Below are 16,102 nucleotides of genomic sequence, written 5' to 3'. Positions count from 1 at the left end.
TTGCGCTTCAAATTTTTGAAATGGAGGAAGAAGTTAAATCGTTGAATTTTATAGAACACATTGTTGAGGAGGATTTGGCAAACGCCTATAGCAAGCAAGACCTACGTTTTCGCTTTCCGCCAGAACCAAATGGATACCTCCATATAGGCCATGCCAGCTCTATTTGTCTAAATTTTGGATTGGGGCTTAGGTATAATGCTCCGGTAAACTTACGTTTTGATGATACCAATCCTGCAAAAGAGGAAAAGGAGTATGTTGAAGCCATCAAGAAAGATGTTTCTTGGTTGGGGTATGAGTGGGATACTGAACGTTATGCCTCAGACTACTTTCAACAGCTTTATGACTGGGCGGTTGAGTTGATAAAGCAAGGCAAGGCTTATGTAGATAGCCAAAGTTCAGAGGAAATGGCTGAGCAAAAGGGGACCCCTACAGAAGCTGGAAAGGAAAGCCCGTACAGGAATCGTTCGGTAGAAGAGAACTTATCGCTTTTTGAAGGAATGAAGAATGGCGATTTTGAAGAAGGAAAACATGTGCTGCGAGCTAAGATTGACATGACCTCTTCTAATATGTTGATGCGCGATCCTATCATGTACCGTGTTTTGCACAAACCACACCACAGAACAAATACCGATTGGTGTATTTACCCTATGTACGATTGGACACATGGTGAAAGTGATTATATAGAGCAGGTCTCCCATTCCCTATGTACGTTAGAGTTTTTGCCGCACAGAGAGTTGTATGATTGGTTTTTAGACCAATTGGTAGATTCTAAAAAGCTTCGCCCCAAACAACGTGAGTTTGCCCGAAGAAACCTTAGCCATACCGTTGTAAGCAAGCGAAAATTGTTACAATTGGTGGAAAATGGTGTGGTTGATAGTTGGGATGATCCACGCATGCCAACAATCTCTGGTCTGCGACGAAGAGGATACACTCCGGAATCTATCCGGAATTTTGCAGAAACTATCGGTATTGCCAAAAGAGAAAATGTTGTGGATGTTTCTTTGTTGGAATTTCATGTTAGGGAACACCTGAACAAAATTGCTCCAAGAGTAATGGCCGTACTTAATCCACTAAAGGTCATCATCACCAATTATGAAGAAGGAAAAGAAGAATGGTTGGAAGCAGAGAACAATCCGGGAGATGAATCAGCGGGAAGCAGACAAGTTCCATTTTCAAGAGAACTGTTCATAGAACAGGAAGATTTTAGAGAAGAGGCCAACCGCAAGTTTTTTAGATTAAAGCTTGGTGGTGAAGTTCGTCTTAAAAACGGATACATTATAAAAGCAGAAAGTTGTTCTAAAGATGCTGATGGAAACATAACTGAAGTTCAGTGTTCCTATGATCCTAAAAGTAAAAGTGGCAGTGGTACAGAAGAAAGTTTACGAAAAGTAAAGGGGACCTTGCATTGGGTTTCCGTTCCGCATGCAATTACCGCTGAGGTGAGACTATACGATCGCCTTTTTACAGATGCCACACCAGATGCGCATAAAGACAAAGAGTTTATGGAATTCGTAAATCCTGATTCTTTGCAAAAAATTACTGGATATTTGGAACCAAGTCTAAAAGATGTAAAAGCTGGAGATAGATTTCAGTTTCAACGGTTGGGTTATTTTAATGTAGATACAGATTCAACAGCAGAAAATTTGGTTTTTAATAGAACCGTAACTTTACGAGACACCTGGGCAAAATTGGAGCAAAAAGGCTAACATAGCTGGACTCTATTGTAATGATGCAAAACCATCATTTTTCTTTATAAAAACCAATTGGTTTTTAATCAATTTAAGACTGTTTTTGTCTTGTCTTATGGTTTTCTATGGGCGTTGATTCAAAATGCTTTTAGAGTTCATTTAAATTAAAAAAACACCAATTCCTGTAGGGTTTGCACTAATTTCTCGTCTGATGATGGGAAATCAACAATCCGTGAAAAAAATACTCTCGCTTTGCCTGCTACTTTCTTGTGCATTTGGATTTGCGCAAAATCAGAAAATAACCAAATTAGAATTTGAAGGACTAAAACGCACCAAAGAATCTTTTTTAAGAAGATTGGTAAAAGTTAGACCAAATACTGTTTATGATTCTGTTTTGGTCAAACAAGATATTGAACGTTTAAAACGATTGCCGGGAATAGCAAATGCAAAAGACAGTATTTATGATATTGGTGATGAAAAAACGCTTGTTTATCAAATAGAAGAAAATTTCACCATTATTCCTGGGTTGCGAATCTCAACAGCGAACAATGGAGAATTTGCATTTAGGGTATCTGCGTTCGAGTTTAATCTGTTTGGGAACAATCAACTTATAGGTGGTTTTTATGAAAGGGATGTCTTTAATTCATATGGTGTGTTTTGGGAACATCCCTTTTTATTCAGTGATAAATTAGGTGTAGGATTCAACTATCAGGACAATACCTCGCAAGAACCTGTTTTTTTTGAAGAAGGGGTCAAAGATTATCGCTTTAACTCAAAAAGTGCTGAAGGAAGTTTATTGTTCTCTTTTGATTTTAAGAATGAAGCAGAGCTTGGAGCTTCCTTTGTAAAAGAGCGTTATGATTTTATTGGGGATGAACCTTTAGCTGGAAGGCCTCTTGCTTTGGAAGCAGACAAACTGATCTATAGGGGCCAGTACCGATATGTGGATTTAGATATTGACTATCAATATTTTGATGGTACCATAAATGAACTTACTACACAATACATAAGCTTTTTAAGTGGAGATGAACTTGGCACCCAGTTTTTGGGCGATTTTTTATCTATTCGAAATGATTTGATTTATTATAGAAAAATAGGAGCAAGAGGAAATTGGGCAAACAGGCTACGGTTTGCTGCTGCGTTTGGAAATGAAGATTCCCCTTTTGCACCCTTTACTTTGGACAATCAATTGAACATTAGGGGTGTGGGAAATACAGTAGATAGAGGAACAGCAGCATTGGTATTGAACACGGAGTACAGACAGACGCTGTATGAAAAAGGATGGTTTGTGGTTCAAGGAAATGCATTTATAGATGCTGGATCATGGCGAACCCCAGGGGAGGGTTTTGGACAGTTGTTTGATGGCTCGTCCACCAGATTATATTCCGGACTGGGATTTCGGTTGATTCACAAGCGTATTTTTAATGCGGTGTTTCGATTGGATTATGGTTTCGGGATTTCCAACGAATCTACCAATGGAATTGTATTTGGTATAGGCCAGTACTTTTAGCGAATAAAAAAGGGGCCAAATAGCCCCTTTGTCTTTAAAAGTGAAGTGTTTACTTTTTCGGTTTTGGAACGCTTGTCTTTTTCATTTGTTCCCCAATCATATTGCTAGCCGTAAATGAGGCAACCATATTGTTCAACATATCGCTACCAGCTTGTGGGGAATTTGGTAAAAGAATCAAATTGGTATTGGTTTCTTCACCAATGGATTGCAAGGTATCATAATGTTGGGTCACTACAATTAAGGCAGATGCCTCTTGCGAATTAATACCCACCTTGTTCAACACCTCAACAGATTCCTCCAGACCTCGTGCAATCTCACGACGTTGATCGGCAATACCCTGTCCTTGTAATCTTTTGCTCTCCGCCTCGGCTTTTGCTTTTTCCACAATTAAGATTCTGGCGGCATCCCCTTCAAATTGCGCTGCAATCTTTTCACGCTCCGAAGCATTGATTCGATTCATGGCTTCTTTTACCTGTGCATCTGGATCAATGTCGGTAACAAGGGTTTTAATAATATCATACCCATATTCCAACATGGCATCCTGCAATTCTGATTTTACGGCTATGGCGATATCATCTTTTTTTACAAAGACATCATCCAATTTCATTTTTGGAACCTCAGCCCTTACAACGTCAAAAACATAGGAAGTGATTTGGTCATGAGGATATTCCAGTTTATAGAACGCCTCATAAACTTTAGATTTGATAACCACATACTGGACAGATACCTTCAATTTTACAAAAACATCATCCAGTGTTTTGGTTTCTACAATCACATCCAATTGCTGAATTTTTAACCCAACACGGGTTACAATTCTATCCACTAATGGAATTTTCATTTGTAGACCAGATTGGCGAATGCTTTGAAAACGACCAAAGCGTTCAACAATAACCGCTGTTTGTTGTTTAACTATAAAGAAGGAAGAAAAGAGAATGATAAGCCCCACAAATATTAATGGAATAAGAAGAAAGTTGCCCATAGCGTATAGATTTTAAGTTAAGAAGTTAAAGTACGAAAAGTGTTCAATAGATATGTAGCAAAAGATGAAGTTTTGTTACACATCCGTCAATTGGCATGCTAGATTTTCTATAAGAGCACCAAAATTTGTGTGTAGCTCGGAGAAATAGGAATTTTCTTAACTTGGACTGGTAATAGGTATATAATCATTGATCATATACAATTGTTAGCAACAATTATGAATAGATGAAAGAAATTATTGAATATAGAAAAGCAGCCTTTAAAGCTGAGCTCAATAATGATCTTATATCGGATACTGCCATTATTAGAAAAAACCTTTTACATGGTAATCCAATCATTTTTCAAGATGATGAGGAAAAGTATTTCTATTTGAAACAAAAAGTTGCGAGCTTTTTCAATATTAGTACCACGAAAATTGTAATGGTTGGTTCAGCAAAACTGGGCTTCAGCATTGCTCCTAAAAAACTTTGGAATGATTTCAATGAGGAATCTGATATTGATATTGTTGTAATAAGTGAAGAAGTATTTGATGAATATTGGAAAGAACTTTTGGATTTTAATATAAATACAAAAGCTAGAACAGAACAGGAAGATAAAATGTATCGGGAGTTTTTAGAGTACTTCCTTAAAGGTTGGATTAGACCAGACCTTTTTCCTTTTAACTACTCTAAGAAAAATGCTTGGTTTGAATTCTTTAAAAGTATCTCTTACGGCAAGTACGGAAATTACAAAATTGCCGGAGCGATTTTTCGAAACGAATACTTTTTTGAGGAATATCATTCAAGAAACATTAAAAAATTAAGAACTGAGAATCATGAATAATATTGGCAGCGCAGACAATGAAAAATTGTTGGACTTATTTAACGATTTGGAAAATGAAACTCTGATTTTAAGACCTTCATTTCAAAGAAATCTAGTTTGGAACAATTCGCATAAGGAAAGTTTTCTTGATACAATCTTGAGAGGGTTTCCTTTTCCTGAAATCTATTTAGCGGACGGTGAAATCGATTTAGAAACTAGAGTATCCAAAAGAATGGTTGTTGATGGACAACAACGATTGAACACGATTTTTTCCTATATAAATGGGGACATTCCGACTAGAAGTATCCCTCTATTTAAAGACTTGACCCCTAAACAACAGACAGATTTTTATGATTATAAAATTGTTGTAAGAGATTTGGGAAGACTTGACGACAATGAAATTGTAGAAATATTTAAAAGAATCAACTCCGTTAGTTATGCATTGAATGCAATGGAAATAAATAATGCTCTTTACGAAGGAGTGTTTATTTCTACAGCACAAGATGTTCAAGGTTCTGAGTCTTTTACGAATCTTGAAATGTTTAGTCAAAATCAATATGCTAGGATGAAAGACACCGAATATATTCTTTTGATAATGGCTACTTTGGAAGAAGGCGGATACTTCACAGGAAATTCAGAAATCGAGAGATATATTAAACTGTACAATGATGAATATCCTAATGCTGAAAGCATAAAAAAGGAATTAATAGATACTTGTCAATTATTGTTGGATTTGGGATTGGAATATGATTCTATGTGGTGGAGAAAAACGAGCTTTTTTACTTTGATTATCGAATTGATAAAACTACAGCGAGAAGAACTAGAGTTTATAGATTTAAAAATGACTCTTGAAAATTTAGAAAACGAAATACTTTCCAACAAATCCAATGATCCAGAAAGCAATAGTTACGCTAAGTTTTATAAATATATATTCCAAGGAACAAGCGGAAGAACCGGTAGACTAGCAAGAGCGTCTGTTCTTGAAAATGAATTAAGAAAATCTGTTGCTAGCAATGGCTAAAAAATCATAGCTGCCCTTTGGGACAGCAACGCTTTTTAGCCTAAACGCTACCCCAAAATCTCCAATGCCTTTGTAATCCGCCCAACACTTTCTTCTTTTCCAATAAGCGCAAGAATATCAAAAATATGGGGGCCTTTGAGTTCTCCAACGATAATTAAACGCAGTGGACCCATCACTTTTCCAAAGGAAAGTTCACTGTCCGTAATCCATGCTTTTACATTGGTTTCGATAGTAGCTGAGCTAAAGTCTTCGGTGGCTTCTAAAATTTCAGCCACTTTTTGCATGAGTTGTGGCGTATCTTCCTTCCACTGTTTTTTTACTGCTTTTTCATTGTAGGTGGTTGGCGCTTCAAAAAAGTAGTTGCCCAATTCCCAAAAATCAGAGACAAAATCGGCACGTTCTTTTATTAAAGAGACTGTTTTTTCGATATAAGGATTGTCAGGTCGAGCGGAGTCGAGACCTAATTTATCAGTGATAATAGGAGCAAACAAGGCCGCAAGTTCTTTGTCGCTTTTCTTTTGTAGGTATTGATGATTGTACCACTTCGTTTTTTCAGGATCAAAACGTGCACCAGATTTGTTTACACGTTCCAAGCTAAAAGCCTCAATTAAATCGTCTAAGCTAAATAGCTCTTGTTCTGTTCCAGGGTTCCATCCCAAAAGCGCCAAAAAGTTGACAACAGCCTCTGGAAAATATCCAGCTTCGCGGTACCCTTGAGATTCGTTCCACGACAATGGAAAAACAGGAAAACCTCCTTTTTCACCATCTCGCTTACTCAATTTTCCTTTGCCAACAGGCTTCATAATTAGCGGGAGATGCGCAAATTCTGGAGCCTTCCATCCAAAGGCATTATATAACAATTGATGGAGTGCCAAAGAAGGCAACCACTCTTCACCACGGATGACGTGCGTAATTTCCATGAGATGGTCATCCACAATATTTGCAAGATGATAGGTAGGCATACCATCACTTTTAAAAAGGACTTTATCATCAAGAATATTGGTGTCTATTTTAATTTCACCACGGATGATATCCTGTAATACCAATTCTTGATCTTGCGGTGACTTAAAACGAATAACATAATCTTCCCCAGCATCCAGTTTCTTCTGCGTCTCTTCAGCGCTCAATGAAAGCGAATTGGAAAGCTTTAAGCGGTTGTGCCAATTATAGATAAAGGTCTTGCCCTTTTCTTCATGATCTTTTCGGTGAAAATCCAATCGTTCAGAAGTGTCAAAAGCATAATAGGCATGTCCTTTTTCAATGAGCTCCATCGCATATGCCTTGTACAAATGTTTGCGCTCACTTTGTCGGTACGGGCCAAAGCTTCCTTCTTTGGAGCCTGCACTGAGCGGAGCCGAAGTGGGGCCTTCATCAAAAGGAATACCGCACCAGTTTAGGGCTTCCGCAATGTATTCTTCGGCACCTTCTACATATCGGTTTTGATCCGTATCCTCTATACGAAGCACAAAATCACCACCATGTTTTTTGGCAAACAAATAATTGAACAAAGCGGTACGTACACCACCTATATGCAATGGCCCAGTTGGGCTGGGAGCAAAACGAACCCGTACTTTTTGACTCATGCTACACTAAATTGAGCCGCAAAGATACTACTTGGTGCAGCACTAGAAAACTGTTGAGGGAATGTGTTTTAACAAAAAGTTTTCAGGACTATTCGGTGCTATCGGGTATCTTGGTAGTAAATATGGTGGATTTTGAATAGTTATCAGAAGATACTCGACAAGCTCAACGAGTTTACCAAGAGATATTATACCAAGCAATTGATTAAGGGAAGCTTGCTGTTTTTGGCAATTGGACTCTTGTTTTTGTTGGGGGTAATGTCTTTGGAATACATGCTTTGGTTAAATCAAGATTGGCGCCTTGTGTTGTTCTTGATTTTTCTATTGGTTGAACTGTTCTTGATGTACAAGTTTATCCTGGTTCCTTTATTTTTTCTTTTTAGGATTAGAAAGGGAATATCCAATAAAGAGGCTTCGCTATTGATAGGGAAGCATTTTCCACAGATTGACGATAAGCTTTATAATTTATTGGAGTTGGCCGAAGACAAGTCGGCATCAGAACTTTTATTGGCCAGTATTGAACAAAGAAGTGAAGGCTTGAGCAATGTCTCTTTTGGCAAAGCAATAGATTTTAAGGAGAGTTTCAAATATGCTAAGTATGCGGTGATTCCCCTTGGTATTCTTGGCTTTATATGGCTGTCGGGAAACATTGTGTCATTTTTTAATTCATACAAAAGAGTAGTCAACTATGATTTAGCTTTTGAGCGGCCTGCGCCTTTTACATTTCAAGTTTTAAATGAGAAGTTGGAGGTTTTGGACAATGAACCCTTGACCATTCAGGTGACTACAAATGGTGACGTAAAACCAGAGAATGTTTTTATGGTAGTCAACGGTGAAGAATTGTTGCTCAAAAATCTTAATGGTATTTACACCCATACATTTGAAGCGCCGGTTAGGGAGAGTGATTTTTACTTGACTGCTAATGGTTGGAGCTCTAAAAGCTATACCATACGAAGTTTTAGAACACCGGCTCTGTTGGATTTTAAAATGCAATTAAATTTTCCGAAGTATACACAACGAACGGCAGAGTTTGTTACCGGAACGGGAAACGCCGTCATTCCAGAAGGTACCCAAGTAACATGGAATATTGAGGGAAGGCATGTTGAAGAAATCAATATGTCGGTTAGGGACACTACAGTTGTTTTTACCAAGGAGCAGGATATCTTTTCGTATGCAGATAGGGTGTATAATGACTTTGGATATGAGTTGAGCACATCAAACACCAATGTAAAGAACTTTGAGAAACTAGGCTATCAATTAGAGGTGGTAAAAGATGGATATCCATCTGTAGAAGTTAGTCAAGTATTGGATTCGATTAACCCAAACCAATCTTTTTATACAGGCCAAGCAGCTGATGATTATAAGGTAAGTAAAATACGAGCGGTTTGTTATCCGGCGGATAATAATCAAAATATACAAAGAGTGGTTCTGGAATCACCAAATAGTAATGTGCACCAGTTTTATTACACGTTTCCATCTGGGTTTACTTTGGAAAGTGGTAAGAACTACAAGCTGTATTTTGAAATTGTTGATAATGATGGGCTTAGAAATGGAAAAGTGACTAAGAGTAAAACATTCAACACTTCTCTATTTGATGTTAATCAATTGAAAAACAAAGAGTTAGAATTTCAAAACTCTGTTTTGAACAAAATGGATAAGTCTTTGGAAGGATATAAGGAACAGGAAGAAAAGCTTGCAAAAATCAATGACAAGCAAAAGGAAGAAAAGACATTGAACTTTGATGACAAGAATGAAATACGAGACTTTTTACAGAAACAAGAACAGCAGGAGGAGCTGATGGAGAAGTTCAGTAAGCAATTAAAAGAAAGTTTGAATAAGGAGGACAGTTCAGATGAAAGAAAGAAGATGTTACAAGAAAGATTGGAACGTCAGGAGTTGGAGGCTAGGAAGAATGAAAAATTGCTTGAAGAATTGAACAAGCTGGCTGATAAGATTGATAAGGAAGAGTTAAAAAAGAAACTGGATGAACTTGGAAAAAAACAGAGCTCGAGTGCGCGCAACCTAGAACAGATTTTGGAGCTTACAAAAAGGTATTATGTAACAGAGAAGATGTCCCAACTCTCCAAAGAGTTGGAGGAACTTTCTAAAGAACAGGATGAGCTCTCAGAGAAGGAGAATGAAATTTCCAATGAAGAAAAGGAACAACAAAAGTTAAATGAGGATTTTGAGAAGCTGGCAAAAGAGCTGGATGAATTAAAGAAGGATAATGAGAATTTAAAAAAGCCAATGAGCTTAAATGTTCAAGATAAGGACAAGGAGGGAGTAAAGGAAGACCAACAAAAGGCAATGGAGGAATTAAACAAGAGTAAAGAGGAACAGGAGAAATCCGAAGGAGAAAAGAGTAAGTCCGCAAAGAACAAAGCGGCACAAAAGCAAAAGTCTGCTGCCCAGAAAATGAAGGAGATGAGCAAATCGCTACAACAAAGTTCTATGGGCGGAGGAGGTTCCTCCATTACTGAGGATGCAGAAATGTTGAGACAGATTTTGGATAATTTGGTGACTTTTTCTTTTAAGCAGGAAAAGTTGTTTGAAAGTGTGGAAAGCTCAGATGTTGACGTTTCCCAGTTTTCAAGAACCGTAAGGGACCAAAAAGAACTGAGAAGATTATTTGAGCATGTAGATGATAGTTTATTTGCATTATCACTTCGAAGAGCTGAGCTATCCGAGTTTGTAAATGAACAGATAACGGAGGTGTATTATAATATTGATAAGTCATTGGAAAGCATAGCTGAGAATCAAGTTTTTCAGGGAGCATCTTATCAGCAATACGTTATTAATGCCACAAATGCATTGGCAGACTTCTTAGCCAATATTCTTGACAATATGCAACAGAATATGAAACCTGGTCAAGGGAGTGGACAGGGAGGCGCCGATTTTCAACTACCTGATATTATAAAAGGACAACAAGGCGTTAATGAAAAAATGGGTAGTTCTGGGCAGCAGGGTAAGAGTAAGTCCGGTCAGGATGGAAAGGAGGGCGAAGGAAAGGATGGAGAAGGTGATAAACAAGGCTCGGGTAAGGAAGGTCAACAAGGAAGCAAAGGCGAGGAAAGTGAAAGAGAGAGTGGACAAAATGGAAGCGGAAAGCAAGGTGGAAAAGAAGGAAATGGAGGTCAAAACGGAGATGGGGAAATGGGGCTAAGTGAGATTTATGAAATCTATAAAGAGCAACAATTCATCCGTCAGCAATTGGAAAAGCAGTTGAATGACTTAATCAATAACTCTGATAGAAATCTTGCAAAAAAACTTATTCAGCAAATGGAGGATTTTGAGAATGATTTATTGGAGAATGGAATTACAAACAGGACAAGAAGCAAGGTAAATACCATTCAGCATGAATTGCTAAAACTTAAAAATGCGACCTTAAAACAGGGCAAGAAAAAGGAAAGAGAAAGCAATACAAACCTTAATACTTTCAGTAACCCCATCACAACAAAGCCAGAACTACTTAAGGAATACCAGAACGACATTGAAATATTAAATAGACAAGCACTACCTTTGCGGCAAAATTACGAAAAGAAGGTTAAGGTTTATTTTAAGAATGATTGATTTCCATTTCAAGTCAGACTTTGTTTTAGAGGGTAAAACCCAATATTCCGATTGGATTACTAGAATTATAGAATCTGAAGGTTTTGTTCAGGGACAATTGGATTATGTTTTTTGTACGGATGACTACCTGCTTAGCATCAATCAAGAGTATTTAAATCATGACACCTATACTGATATTATCACGTTTGACTATTCGGACGGAAAGTCAATTTCAGGGGATATTTTTATTTCTACAGAAAGAGTTGAAGAAAATGCGCTAGCTTATAAAGTTAGTAGAGAGGAAGAGTTTTTAAGAGTAATGAGTCATGGGGTGCTACACCTAATTGGTTTTGGAGATAAGACGAAGGAAGAGCAGGAATTAATGAGGAAGAAGGAAGAGGAAAAGATAAAATTGTTCCACGTGGAACATTAGATATGTTTGAAAAGGAATATGATGTTATTGTAGTCGGCGGGGGTCACGCTGGAGCTGAGGCTGCTGCTGCGGCCGCTAACATGGGTTCTAGAACGTTATTGGTCACCATGAACCTTCAAAACATTGGACAGATGTCTTGCAACCCCGCTATGGGTGGAATTGCAAAAGGGCAGATTGTTCGTGAGATTGATGCGCTTGGTGGGTATAGCGGAATTATTACGGATAAGTCCGCTATTCAGTTTAAGATGCTGAATAAATCAAAGGGTCCTGCAATGTGGAGTCCACGAGCGCAGAATGATAGAATGCGTTTTGCAGAGGAGTGGAGATTGGCTTTGGAAAACACCCAAAAAGTAGATTTTTACCAGGAGATGGTTTCTGGTTTATTAGTTGAAGGGGATAAGATTGTTGGAGTCAGAACATCACTTGGAATTGATGTCAAATCTAAGGCCGTTGTTTTAACTAATGGCACTTTTTTGAATGGCCTTATTCATATAGGAGAGAAACAGTTTGGTGGAGGAAGAGCCGGAGAAAAAGCAGCTACGGGAATTACGGAACAACTTGTTGATTTCGGTTTTGATAGTGGGAGAATGAAAACGGGAACGCCACCCAGGGTAGATGGTCGTTCTCTAGATTATTCTAAAATGATTCTTCAGCCCGGGGATGAGAACCCGGAGAAGTTTTCATATTTGGAAACCCCTATTTTAAAAACACAACGGGATTGCCACATGACACATACCAGTGCTTTGGTTCATGATTTGTTGCGTGAGGGTTTTAATCGTTCTCCAATGTTCAACGGAAGAATCAAAAGTATAGGGCCTAGATATTGCCCGTCTATAGAAGATAAAATCAACCGTTTTGCGGATAAGGATTCGCATCAGATTTTTGTAGAGCCAGAAGGTTGGAATACAGTTGAGGTTTATGTAAATGGATTTTCTACTTCTTTACCAGAGGATATTCAGTATACAGCCCTTAAATCTGTAAAGGGCTTTGAAAATGTAAAATTCTTCAGACCTGGTTATGCGATTGAATACGATTATTTTCCACCGACCCAGTTGAAGCATACACTGGAAACCAAACTGATCAGCAACTTATATTTCGCGGGTCAAATTAATGGAACTACAGGATATGAAGAAGCTGCTTCGCAAGGATTGATGGCGGGAATTAATGCCCATTTAAAGATTAATGAAAAGGAGTCTTTTATTTTAAAAAGAGACGAAGCTTACATTGGCGTTTTAATTGATGATTTGATCACGAAGGGCACAGAGGAACCGTATCGCATGTTTACTTCTAGAGCCGAATATAGAACGTTGTTAAGGCAAGATAATGCAGATTTGCGACTTACGCCCAGAAGTTTTGATATAGGTTTGGCGACAAAAGAGCGCGTTGATCGTATGGAGAAAAAGGAAAAGGAATCGGATAGTTTTGTCGAGTTTTTTAGAAAAACAAGCTTTACTACAGACGAGATAAATCCTATTTTAGAATCGGTTTCGTCCGCAACCGTACATCAATCTGATAAACTTTTCAAGGTGTTTTCTAGGCCAAAAGTTACTATGGATCATATGCTTCAATTGGATTCTGTTTCTAAGTTTGTGGAAGAAAACAAATTGAGTTCAGAGGTGCTTGAGCAAGCTGAAATCCAAGTAAAATATTCTGGGTATATAGAAAAGGAAAAGAATAATGCGGACAAACTTCACCGTTTGGAAAATGTAAAAATCCCGGATGGTTTTGATTATTCCAAGTTAAAATCATTGTCTTATGAGGCTAGGGAAAAACTTGAGGCCATACGCCCAGTTACAATTTCGCAAGCTTCTAGAATTAGCGGTGTCTCACCATCGGATGTTAGTGTATTATTGGTTTTTCTTGGAAGATGAAGGAATCAATGTTTTTCAAACAATCAAAGCCCAGTACTGTAATTATTCTAGGGGTGTTTATGCTTTTACTAACGTTGTTGTTGATTTATGAAGGCACTGTGGATTTAAATCAGATAATTGGCATGACAATTATCGGAACAGTGCTCCTTTCGTATTCGATTTCCTATGAACTCCGTGGCGATTTTGATAATATTAAACACTTTAAGCTATTTGGGTTATCACTTTTTAAGCAAAGATTTACTTTTTCTTCTGATTATATAAGCGTTTTTTCGACTTCAGCTAAAAAGAGTTCTGATTGGGGCCCAATAGCCGCTATGGGAAAAGGTACTCGAAATGAGCATTTCGTAATTCGGTTATTTAAGGAAAATGAACATTTCACTGTTTTTCGTTCAAAGTCATGTGAAACGGTAGTACCTAAAGCAACTGAGCTTGGCAGAATCTTGAATATTGAAGTGATAATTAAACAATAATTTGTTCCACGTGGAACAGATGCTTCAGTTTCTTTTTTGGCTTAATATTTGATTCAATATAGGAATCAAACTAAACCACCAATGAAGAAAATTTTGCTCCTTTCCATATTTGTGATTGTTTTTTATTCATGTATTCCAATACGGATTGCTCCGAATATTAAAGACTACAAAATCACTAAAGGCAAAAGATTTAAGCAAGGACTTCCAAAGAAAACAGTTTTTGTTTTTGAAGACCCAAAAGATGCAGATGAATTCTATAATTACGTAAACACTAAATTTCAATTGGAGGATTACTATGTAGATACAGAAGTGCCATTCACTATTGATAGCAACACATACTACTTTTCTTTTTATGAGGTTGAGATTCATGACAAGGCCATTAACCTTTTTCCAGCGATTTTTGATGTTGCTTTTAGTGTGGCACTTGGCAATGATGAAATAGAACCCATCCTTTCCGATGATGCCGAACCAGTTTTACGATCAGGAAATTGGTATATAGCTATTGAGGTTTTTAGTACTACTGAAAAAGATTGTTTGAGAGAAGATTCAATTTCAAAGGATGTGGTTTTGCCGTATCTTCGAAACCTCAAACAAGAATACCTTTCCACCCATAACTATAATGAAGTCGTATTTAAAAACTAAAGATTTTTCGGTCTCTCAAGAACCTTTTGAGTTGCTCTATGATGAGGCATTGGAAATGTTGGTAACAAATCCGAAACCAAAAGATTTAAACCCATATTATGATAGCGAGGTTTACATTTCCCATACGGATGCTAAGGTTTCACTTGTAGATAGATTGTATCAGAATGTAAAGCAATATAGTCTTAAAAAAAAGATTCAACTAATTGATAATCAAGATATTAAATCAAAAAAGCTATTAGATTTTGGCGCTGGAACGGGAGATTTTCTGGCAAAGGCCAATTTAAGGGGGTTTAATGGAGAAGGAATAGAGCCAAATGAGAAAGCAAGGGCTAATGCAGCAAAAAAGGGAATACACTTATTTCAAAATATTGAAGCCTTAAAAGAAAAGAGCTATGATGTGATTACCCTATGGCATGTTTTGGAACACTTACCTGATTTGGATAAACAGGTGGAGAAAATAGCAAGCTTGTTAGATGACAAAGGAATTGTTGTGGTTGCAGTTCCCAATTATAAGTCATACGATGCCAGGTATTATGGTGAACATTGGGCGGCGTATGATGTTCCCAGACATTTGTGGCATTTCTCTAAAACATCCATAAGCAGACTTTTTGAAAGACATGCAATGGAGGTAGTTTCAATCCGGCCTATGCTTTTTGATTCGTTTTATGTTTCTCTGTTATCAGAAAAATATAAAGGCAACAAATTGTATTTGATCAATGCTTTTTTTGTTGGATTGTGGTCAAATATGAAAGCCTGTTTTTCAAAAGAATATTCTTCTTTGATTTATGTGATAAAAAAGAAGAAATAAGCACTTTCAAGCTATTTCTGACGACTTCTTCTCATATGATGTGCAATTACCTTTTCAAAAAAAGAAATGCGTAGGAAAGCTTGCTTCTGATGTCCGGCTTAATAAAGAAAATCAATTTATATTTAAGTTTTTAATAAGCATTGCTTATAATGTTTACAAAAGGTTTTTTTGGATTCATAAAAGATAATGACAGTCATTCAAAAAGCTTTTCTATTTTTGCGCATCATTAAAAGAGAAACATGAAAAAACTTATAGTATTTGCAATTGCTTTGACCGCCATTGCTTGTCAGCAAAACAAGATTGGATATGTGGACAATGTGAAATTAATGGATGGCTATCAAGAGAAGATAGATGTTGAAGCTAGATTTAAGGTTAAAGCTGATGCATTGACCAAGAAAAGAGATAGTATTTCGCAGGCATTCCAGATAGAGCTTCAAGCTTTTCAAGCAAAAGCACAGAAAATGTCGCAAAAAAATGCTCAAGAAGAATATAGCTTGTTGCAGCAAAGAGGACAATTTGTTGGGCAACAACTTCAGCAAGAAGAACAACTGTTGCAGCAAGGAAGCCAAATAGAAATGGATTCTTTGGTAAGCAAAGTTAAAGAGGAGATTAAAGAATATGGTAAGGCCAATGGCTATACCTATGTTCTTGGAGGAGGTGACGGTGGAGCCGTACTTTATGGAGAGGATGCCAAAAACCTTACGGATGCCGTTCTAAAAATATTGAACGATAAGTATAAAAAATAGATTTT

Annotated in this window: 13 protein-coding genes; 11 read left to right on the top strand and 2 right to left on the bottom strand. The window is 37.3% G+C overall.

Annotated features, from left to right (window positions below):
• Positions 1-20 precede the first annotated feature (20 nt).
• Both LV704_RS08785 and LV704_RS08780 read left to right on the top strand, forming a co-directional pair.
• A complete protein-coding gene (locus LV704_RS08785; RefSeq protein WP_163420741.1) occupies positions 21-1,706 on the top strand; it encodes a glutamine--tRNA ligase/YqeY domain fusion protein in 1,686 nt (561 codons plus the stop codon).
• Positions 1,707-1,920: 214 nt separating this feature from the next.
• Positions 1,921-3,198, top strand: a complete 1,278-nt coding sequence (locus LV704_RS08780; protein ID WP_233782179.1) for a POTRA domain-containing protein — start codon at positions 1,921-1,923, stop codon at positions 3,196-3,198.
• A gap of 49 nt (positions 3,199-3,247) precedes the next feature.
• Here the strand turns inward: LV704_RS08780 and LV704_RS08775 are convergent, their stop codons facing one another.
• Positions 3,248-4,177, bottom strand: a complete 930-nt coding sequence (locus LV704_RS08775; protein ID WP_163420742.1) for an SPFH domain-containing protein — start codon at positions 4,175-4,177, stop codon at positions 3,248-3,250.
• A gap of 224 nt (positions 4,178-4,401) precedes the next feature.
• Here LV704_RS08775 and LV704_RS08770 point away from each other — a divergent pair, with 224 nt between their 5' ends.
• Positions 4,402-4,998, top strand: a complete 597-nt coding sequence (locus LV704_RS08770) for a hypothetical protein (protein ID WP_163420743.1) — start codon at positions 4,402-4,404, stop codon at positions 4,996-4,998.
• Positions 4,991-5,998 carry a DUF262 domain-containing protein gene (locus LV704_RS08765; RefSeq protein WP_163420744.1) on the top strand — a complete coding sequence of 336 codons (1,008 nt, stop codon included), beginning with the start codon at positions 4,991-4,993 and terminating at the stop codon, positions 5,996-5,998. Before LV704_RS08770 ends, LV704_RS08765 begins: the two co-directional genes overlap by 8 nt.
• 47 nt (positions 5,999-6,045) lie before the next feature.
• On the opposite strand, the gene gltX is transcribed toward LV704_RS08765, so the two are convergent.
• Entirely contained in the window at positions 6,046-7,581 is a 1,536-nt protein-coding gene (gltX, locus tag LV704_RS08760; protein ID WP_163420745.1) for a glutamate--tRNA ligase, read from the bottom strand.
• 132 nt (positions 7,582-7,713) lie between these two features.
• Here gltX and LV704_RS08755 point away from each other — a divergent pair, with 132 nt between their 5' ends.
• From LV704_RS08755 to LV704_RS08725, 7 genes are all read left to right on the top strand, one after another.
• On the top strand, positions 7,714-11,148 hold the full coding sequence (locus LV704_RS08755; RefSeq protein ID WP_163420746.1) for a hypothetical protein: 3,435 nt from the start codon (positions 7,714-7,716) through the stop codon (positions 11,146-11,148).
• Entirely contained in the window at positions 11,141-11,560 is a 420-nt protein-coding gene (ybeY, locus tag LV704_RS08750) for an rRNA maturation RNase YbeY (RefSeq protein ID WP_163420747.1), read from the top strand. Before LV704_RS08755 ends, ybeY begins: the two co-directional genes overlap by 8 nt.
• Positions 11,561-11,562: 2 nt before the next feature.
• Positions 11,563-13,431 carry a tRNA uridine-5-carboxymethylaminomethyl(34) synthesis enzyme MnmG gene (mnmG, locus tag LV704_RS08745; RefSeq protein WP_163420748.1) on the top strand — a complete coding sequence of 623 codons (1,869 nt, stop codon included), beginning with the start codon at positions 11,563-11,565 and terminating at the stop codon, positions 13,429-13,431.
• 8 nt (positions 13,432-13,439) lie between these two features.
• Positions 13,440-13,901: a hypothetical protein gene (locus tag LV704_RS08740; RefSeq protein WP_163420749.1), complete on the top strand. Its 462-nt coding sequence runs from the start codon at positions 13,440-13,442 to the stop codon at positions 13,899-13,901.
• 81 nt (positions 13,902-13,982) lie between these two features.
• A complete protein-coding gene (locus LV704_RS08735; protein ID WP_163420750.1) occupies positions 13,983-14,543 on the top strand; it encodes a hypothetical protein in 561 nt (186 codons plus the stop codon).
• Entirely contained in the window at positions 14,521-15,351 is an 831-nt protein-coding gene (locus LV704_RS08730; protein ID WP_163420751.1) for a class I SAM-dependent methyltransferase, read from the top strand. The genes LV704_RS08735 and LV704_RS08730 overlap by 23 nt, the downstream gene beginning before the upstream one ends.
• A gap of 239 nt (positions 15,352-15,590) precedes the next feature.
• On the top strand, positions 15,591-16,097 hold the full coding sequence (locus LV704_RS08725) for an OmpH family outer membrane protein (protein ID WP_163420752.1): 507 nt from the start codon (positions 15,591-15,593) through the stop codon (positions 16,095-16,097).
• Positions 16,098-16,102 lie beyond the last annotated feature (5 nt).

Source organism: Flagellimonas sp. CMM7 (assembly GCF_021390195.1).
In the GTDB taxonomy this organism is placed as follows: Bacteria; Bacteroidota; Bacteroidia; order Flavobacteriales; family Flavobacteriaceae; genus Flagellimonas.
This window is presented reverse-complemented; position numbering and strand designations above follow the sequence as displayed.

What these genes read in the sequence shown, in the direction of transcription:
- LV704_RS08785 (WP_163420741.1), top strand. Translation starts at nt 21, where the DNA reads ATGGAGGAAGAAGTTAAATCGTTGAATTTTATAGAACACATTGTTGAG.
- LV704_RS08775 (WP_163420742.1), bottom strand. Translation starts at nt 4,177, where the DNA reads ATGGGCAACTTTCTTCTTATTCCATTAATATTTGTGGGGCTTATCATT.
- LV704_RS08770 (WP_163420743.1), top strand. Translation starts at nt 4,402, where the DNA reads ATGAAAGAAATTATTGAATATAGAAAAGCAGCCTTTAAAGCTGAGCTC.
- LV704_RS08765 (WP_163420744.1), top strand. Translation starts at nt 4,991, where the DNA reads ATGAATAATATTGGCAGCGCAGACAATGAAAAATTGTTGGACTTATTT.
- gltX (WP_163420745.1), bottom strand. Translation starts at nt 7,581, where the DNA reads ATGAGTCAAAAAGTACGGGTTCGTTTTGCTCCCAGCCCAACTGGGCCA.
- ybeY (WP_163420747.1), top strand. Translation starts at nt 11,141, where the DNA reads ATGATTGATTTCCATTTCAAGTCAGACTTTGTTTTAGAGGGTAAAACC.
- mnmG (WP_163420748.1), top strand. Translation starts at nt 11,563, where the DNA reads ATGTTTGAAAAGGAATATGATGTTATTGTAGTCGGCGGGGGTCACGCT.
- LV704_RS08740 (WP_163420749.1), top strand. Translation starts at nt 13,440, where the DNA reads ATGTTTTTCAAACAATCAAAGCCCAGTACTGTAATTATTCTAGGGGTG.
- LV704_RS08735 (WP_163420750.1), top strand. Translation starts at nt 13,983, where the DNA reads ATGAAGAAAATTTTGCTCCTTTCCATATTTGTGATTGTTTTTTATTCA.
- LV704_RS08730 (WP_163420751.1), top strand. Translation starts at nt 14,521, where the DNA reads ATGAAGTCGTATTTAAAAACTAAAGATTTTTCGGTCTCTCAAGAACCT.
- LV704_RS08725 (WP_163420752.1), top strand. Translation starts at nt 15,591, where the DNA reads ATGAAAAAACTTATAGTATTTGCAATTGCTTTGACCGCCATTGCTTGT.